The following is a 5,973-nucleotide window of genomic DNA, read 5'->3' as shown; positions in this document are numbered from 1 at the left end:
TGGTGACCACATGGGCGTGCTCGAGCGGATTCGGATGCTGCCCGCCAGCCACCAGCCCGGCGAAATGCGCCATGTCGACCATAAGGTACGCCCCGACCTCGTCGGCGATCGCCCGGCACCGCGCGAAGTCGATCACCCGCGGCACCGCCGATCCGCCGGCGATGATGAGCTTCGGCCGATGCTCCCGCGCAAGCTCCGCCGCCTGGTCGTAGTCGATCCGCTGGTCCTGCTGGCGCACCCCGTAGTGCACCGCCCTAAACCACTTCCCCGACATGTTGGGCTTGGCCCCATGCGTCAGGTGCCCGCCCGAGGCGAGGTCCATGGCAAGGAAGGTGTCGCCCGGCTGCAGGAGCGCGAGGAAGACCGACTGGTTGGCCTGGCTCCCCGAGTTGGCCTGCACGTTGGCGAACGTCGCCCCGAAGAGCCGGCAGGCCCGCTCGATCGCCAGATTCTCCGCCACATCGACGAACTGGCAGCCGCCGTAGTAGCGGCGTCCGGGATAGCCCTCGGCGTACTTGTTGGTCATCACCGAGCCCTGCGCCTCCAGCACCGCGCGGCTGACGATGTTCTCCGAGGCGATGAGCTCGATCTCGTCGCGCTGCCGGCCGAGCTCGCTGCGGATGGCGGCGAAGATCTCCGGGTCGCGGGTGGCAAGATCCTGGCTGAAGAAGGCGCTGTCGGGCACGGTGTCTTTCACGGAGAGACTCCTCGGGCGTTCGGGCTGTGGCCGGGATACTCCGAATGCGGCAGGGGGGAAACCCGGAATTGGCCCGGTCTCCGGTGGCGCACAGGGACTTGAGTTCCCCCTCCTCCGGCTGCAAGACTGGCGCCCTTACGGGGGATGGGAGGTGGCGTTCGAGCGGATTCATTTCGTGGCCAGCCCGGTCGAGCTCGCCCAGGCATCGCTCGCCCGGCTGGTGGCCGAGCATGGGCAGTCTCCGATCGAGGCGGCGGACGTGATCGTCGCGCTCGGGGGCGATGGGCTCATGCTGTCGACGCTGCATGCGACCGAGGGGATGTCGATCCCGGTCTACGGGATGAACCGGGGGACGGTCGGCTTCCTGATGAACGAATATGCCGAGGCCGGGCTCACCGGGCGGCTCGAGGCGGCGGAGGAGGCGATCCTCAACCCGCTGCGCATGCGGGCGACCCGGCCAGACGGCGAGGTGATCGCGGCGCTCGCCATCAACGAAGTCTCGATCCTGCGCGCGGGGCCGCAGGCGGCGCGGCTGCGCATCCTCGTCGACGGGCGCGAGCGACTGGCCGAGCTGGTCGCCGACGGGGCGCTGCTCTGTACCCCTGCGGGATCGACGGCCTACAATTATTCCGCCCACGGGCCGATCATCCCGATCGGCGCCGACATCCTCGCCCTCACGCCCATGGCTGCCTTCCGGCCGCGGCGCTGGCGGGGGGCGCTGCTGCCCAAGACGGCGCGGGTGACCTTCGAGGTGCTTGAGGCTGCCAAGCGCCCGGTTTCGGCGGTGGCGGATTCGGCCGAGGTGCGGGACGCGGTGCGGATCGAGATCGAGAGCGTGCCGGACATCGAGCACCATATCCTCTTCGATCCGGGACACGGGCTGGAGGAGCGGCTGATCCGGGAGCAGTTCGTCTGACCCGCGCGATCAAAGGCTTACGGCGGCTCGTTGGATGCACGCTTCATGCACGGCCCATTCACAAAGAGTCGGGATGAATCGTTGATGCACCGGGAGCCGGGCTTGCCAGTGCGGGGGGTCTGCGCCACCTAATCGCGCCATTCGCAGGAGATTCGGCGATGGCGGTGAGCCCGCGGGCGCAGATGCAGTTCTGGGGGATCGGGCTCGCGCTCTTCCTCGCGGTTCTCTGGCTGCTCGGCTCGACGCTGCTGCCGTTCCTGCTCGGGGCGGCGCTCGCCTATTTCCTCGATCCCTTGGCCGACCGGCTGCAGCGGCTCGGCCTCAGCCGGGCGCTCGCGACCGGCGTGATCGCGATCGCGGCCGTCCTCGTCCTGGTCGCGGTGCTCGTCCTGCTCGTCCCGGCCCTGATCGAGCAGGTCCAGGACCTGGTCATCGCGATGCCGGACTATATCGCCCGGCTGATGGCCTTCCTCGGGCGGCGCTATCCCGATCTCTTCGGCGAGCAGTCGCAGATCATGCAGCATCTTTCCGGGGCCGAGGCGGTGCTGCGCGACGGTGGGCTGACGGTGCTGAACCAGGTGCTGGTCGGCTCTCTCAAGGTCCTCGACTTCCTGATCCTGCTCGTCGTCACGCCGGTCGTGACCTTCTACCTGCTGCTCGACTGGGACAAGCTCGTCGACGAGGTGAACCGGATCCTGCCGCGCCAGCACGCGCCGACCATCCGGCGGCTGGCGCGCGAGATCGACACCGTGCTCGCGGGCTTCGTGCGCGGCCAGCTCTCGGTCTGCCTGATCCTCGGCGCATTCTATGCGCTTGCGCTCATGGCGATCGGGCTGCAGTATGGCTTTCTCGTCGGGTCGATCGCCGGGCTCGTCACCTTCATCCCCTATGTCGGCTCGGTGGTCGGGCTGGTGCTCTCGGTCGGGATCGCGCTCTTCCAGTTCTGGGATGACAAGGTCTGGGTGGTGGCGACGGCCGGGATCTTCTTCTTCGGCCAGTTCGTCGAGGGTAACATCCTCTCGCCCAACCTGATCGGCAAGTCGGTGGGCCTGCATCCGGTCTGGCTCATCCTCGCACTCGCGGTCTTCGGCAGCCTGTTCGGCTTCACCGGCCTCCTCGTCGCGGTGCCGGTGGCGGCGGCGCTCGGCGTCCTCTGGCGCTTCCTCGTCGAGCGCTACCGCGAGAGCGCGCTCTATACCGGCCGCCTCCCGCCGGAGGACGGCGCCCCTTGAGTGCCCCGCGCCAGCTCGTGCTCGAGCTGCCCGCCCGCCCGGCGCTAGGGCGGGCTGACTTCTTCGTCTCGCCGGCGAACGCGCTCGCGCTCGCGCAGCTCGACAGCTGGCCGGCCTGGCCCGCCGGGCGGCTCGCCGTCAGCGGGCCGGCGGGGGCGGGCAAGACGCATCTCGTCCACGTCTGGGCCGCGGCGAGCGGGGCGTGCATCCTCGCGGACCAAGCTGACCTCGAGCTCGGGGAGTTTCCCGGAGGCGCCGCACTCGCGGTTGAGGACGTCGACCGATTGGCCGGCGACCGGGAGGCGGAGGAGGCGCTCTTCCACCTCTGCAACCGCCTGGCCGCCGGCGGCGGCAGCCTGATGGTCACCGGGCGCGAGCCGCCCGCCCGCTGGCCGATCCGCCTGCCCGACCTCGCGAGCCGGCTCGGCATCGCCGCCGTCGCCCGGCTGGAGCCGCCGGACGACGATCTGCTCGCCGCGGTGCTGGTCAAGCTCTTCGCCGACCGGCAGATCGTGGTCGAGCCCGGTCTCATCCGCTGGCTGGTGAGCCGCATGGACCGCTCCTTCGCCGCCGCCGAGCGGCACGTGGCGGCGCTCGATCGCGCCGGCCTCGCGCGGCAGCGGCCGATCACCGCGCGCCTCGCCGCCGAGGTGCTCTTCGGCGATGAGTGAGCTTCCGCTCCGGCAGCTCCTCGCGCATCGGCCGTTCCTCTTCTATTTCGTCGGCCGCGGCTTCTCGCGCTTCGCCGCGCAGATGGCGACGGTCGCGCTCGGCTGGCAGGTCTACGCCATGACCGGGAGCGCCTTCCATCTCGGGCTGATGGGGCTCGCCCAGTTCGTGCCGGTGGCGCTTCTCGTCTTCGTCGCCGGCCATGCCGCGGACCGCTACGACCGGCAGCGCGTGGTGCAGGTCTGCCAGATCGCCCAGGGGATCGCCGCGGGCTTCCTCTGCTGGGGGAGCTGGGAGGGCTGGCTGACGGTGCCGGCGATTTATGCCGTCGTCGCGCTCCTCGGCGTGGCGACGGCCTTCGAATCGCCGGCGACGGCGGCGCTGCTGACCGGGGTGGCGCCGAAGGGCGAGTTCCAGCGCGCCGCGGCGCTCTCGACCGGCATGTTCCAGGTCGCGGTTATTTCCGGGCCGGCGCTCGGCGGCTTCGCCTATGCGGTGACGCCGGCCTTGCCCTATGCGGTGATGGCGGTCTTCTGGCTGATCGGCAGCGTCCTCAACGGCGCGATCCGGCTCGAGGCGCCGCCGGGCGCGCGGCCGCAGCCGCGGCTCGCCGGTCTCTTCGCCGGCATCGGCTTCGTGCGCGGCGAGCGGGCCATCCTCGGCACCATCTCGCTCGACATGTTCGCGGTACTGCTCGGGGGAGCGACGGCGCTGATGCCGATCTATGCCGCCGACATCCTGCAAACCGGGCCGTGGGGCCTCGGCTTCCTGCGCGCCGCGCCGGCGGTGGGGGCGCTGGCGATGACGGCCGTGCTGGCGCGGCGGGCGATCACCCGGCGCGTCGGGATGCGGATGCTGCAGGCGGTCGTGGTCTTCGGGATCGGGACGCTCGTCTTCGCGCTCTCGCGCGACATGGCGCTGACGCTTGGCGCGCTGGTGGTGATGGGGGCGGCCGACACGGTGAGCGTGGTGATCCGCCATAGCCTGGTGCAGCTCCGCACGCCGGACGAGATGCGCGGGCGGGTGGGGGCGGTGAACTATCTCTTCATCAACGCCTCGAACCAGCTCGGCGAGTTCGAGAGCGGCATGACCGCCGCCCTCTTCGGCACCGTGCCGGCGGCCGTCCTCGGCGGGCTCGGCACCATCGGCGTCGCGCTCCTCTGGATGCGGCTCTTCCCTGAGCTGCGGGTGATCGAGCGGCTGGAGTGAGCTTTCGCCCCCGCGCCGGAACGGTTTGCCTTGTGCCGGGAGTGTCATAGAATTGCCACGAAAATCCCTCATGGTCGCGCGCGTGCGCGGAGGCAGCGAGATGCTCGAGAAGGTCGAAGTCGCCGGGGTCCCGGAGGAAGAGGTAGTTGCGGAGCCGCGCGTCGACGCCGACTTCCTCAACTCGCTGCCGCCCCCCGGCCGTGCGCTACCCGGCTTCGACGTGAGCGGACCCGAGCGCTTCATCAACCGCGAGCTCTCCTGGCTCGCCTTCAACTGGCGCGTGATGTCGGAGGCGGAGAACCCCGCCGTGCCGCTGCTCGAGCGGGTGCGCTTCCTGTCGATCTCGGCCTCGAACCTCGACGAATTCTATTCGGTGCGCGTCGCGGGCCTGCGCGGCCTGCTGCGCGTGCGGGGGCACAACGCCAGCGCCGACGGGCTCTCGGCCGCGGACCAGCTGCGGCTGATCGACGCCGACGCGCGGGCGCTGATGATGCGCCAGCAGGAGTGCCTCGAGGTGCTGCGCGAGCTGATGCGCGCGGAGGGGATCGAGATCCTCGGGCCGGCCGACCTGAAGGGTGCCGACCTGAAGGCGATGGAAGGCCACTTCTTCGAGCAGGTCTTCCCGATCCTCTCGCCGCTCGCCATCGACCCGGCGCATCCCTTCCCCTTCATCGCCAACGGCGGCTTCGCCATGGGGCTGCAGCTCCGGCGCGCCGCCGACGACACGGTGCTCGAGGCGCTGCTGCCGGTCCCGGGGCAGGTGGCGCGCTTCGTGCGGCTGCCGGACGGGCCGAAGGGGCAGATCCGCTTCCTGCCGCTCGAGGCGCTGCTCGAGGTCTTTCTCGGCAAGCTCTTCCCGGGCTACGTGCTGCTCGGCCACTGCGACTTCCGCGTGCTGCGCGACAGCGACCTCGAGGTCGAGGAAGAGGCCGAAGACCTGGTACGCGAGTTCGAGACGGCGCTGAAGCGGCGCCGGCGCGGGGAGGTGATCCAGCTGACGCTGACCGCCGGGGCGCCGACCGACCTCAGGCGCAAGATCGTGCAGGCCTTGGGGGTCGGCGAGGACGAGGTGATCGAGATCCCGGGGCTCGTCGGGATGGCCGATCTCGCCGAGCTCACCCGCGCCGGGCGGCCCGATCTCCTCTGGCCGCCGTTCACACCGCGGATGCCGGAGCGGGTGCAGGACTTCGAGGGGGACATCTTCGCGGCGATCCGGCAGAAGGACATGCTGCTGCACCACCCCTACGAGA

General features: G+C 70.5%; 5 protein-coding genes and 1 pseudogene. 5 read left to right on the top strand and 1 reads right to left on the bottom strand.

Annotation, left to right across the window (positions count from 1 at the left end; genetic code table 11):
• Positions 1-697: serine hydroxymethyltransferase (locus Q0112_RS13440; RefSeq protein WP_297976089.1), on the bottom strand; the 697-nt coding region annotated here is incomplete at its 3' end.
• A gap of 151 nt (positions 698-848) precedes the next feature.
• On the opposite strand from Q0112_RS13440, the gene Q0112_RS13435 reads away from it, so the two are divergent.
• The 5 genes and pseudogenes from Q0112_RS13435 to Q0112_RS13415 form a co-directional block, all read left to right on the top strand.
• Positions 849-1,613, top strand: a complete 765-nt coding sequence (locus tag Q0112_RS13435; protein ID WP_297976087.1) for an NAD kinase — start codon at positions 849-851, stop codon at positions 1,611-1,613.
• 158 nt (positions 1,614-1,771) lie between these two features.
• Entirely contained in the window at positions 1,772-2,845 is a 1,074-nt protein-coding gene (locus Q0112_RS13430; protein WP_297976085.1) for an AI-2E family transporter, read from the top strand.
• On the top strand, positions 2,842-3,516 hold the full coding sequence (locus tag Q0112_RS13425) for a DnaA/Hda family protein (protein WP_297976083.1): 675 nt from the start codon (positions 2,842-2,844) through the stop codon (positions 3,514-3,516). Before Q0112_RS13430 ends, Q0112_RS13425 begins: the two co-directional genes overlap by 4 nt.
• Positions 3,509-4,723 (top strand): MFS transporter, encoded by a 1,215-nt coding sequence (locus tag Q0112_RS13420; protein ID WP_297976081.1) that lies wholly within the window; start codon positions 3,509-3,511, stop codon positions 4,721-4,723. The genes Q0112_RS13425 and Q0112_RS13420 overlap by 8 nt, the downstream gene beginning before the upstream one ends.
• A 100-nt stretch (positions 4,724-4,823) precedes the next feature.
• Positions 4,824-5,973 (top strand): annotated as a pseudogene (locus Q0112_RS13415) (RNA degradosome polyphosphate kinase); the annotation flags it as partial.

It is taken from the genome of uncultured Amaricoccus sp. (genome assembly GCF_937858865.1).
In the GTDB taxonomy this organism is placed as follows: domain Bacteria; phylum Pseudomonadota; class Alphaproteobacteria; order Rhodobacterales; family Rhodobacteraceae; genus Amaricoccus.
The sequence above is the reverse complement of the archived record's forward strand: the minus strand, read 5'-3'. Positions and strand labels throughout refer to the sequence as shown.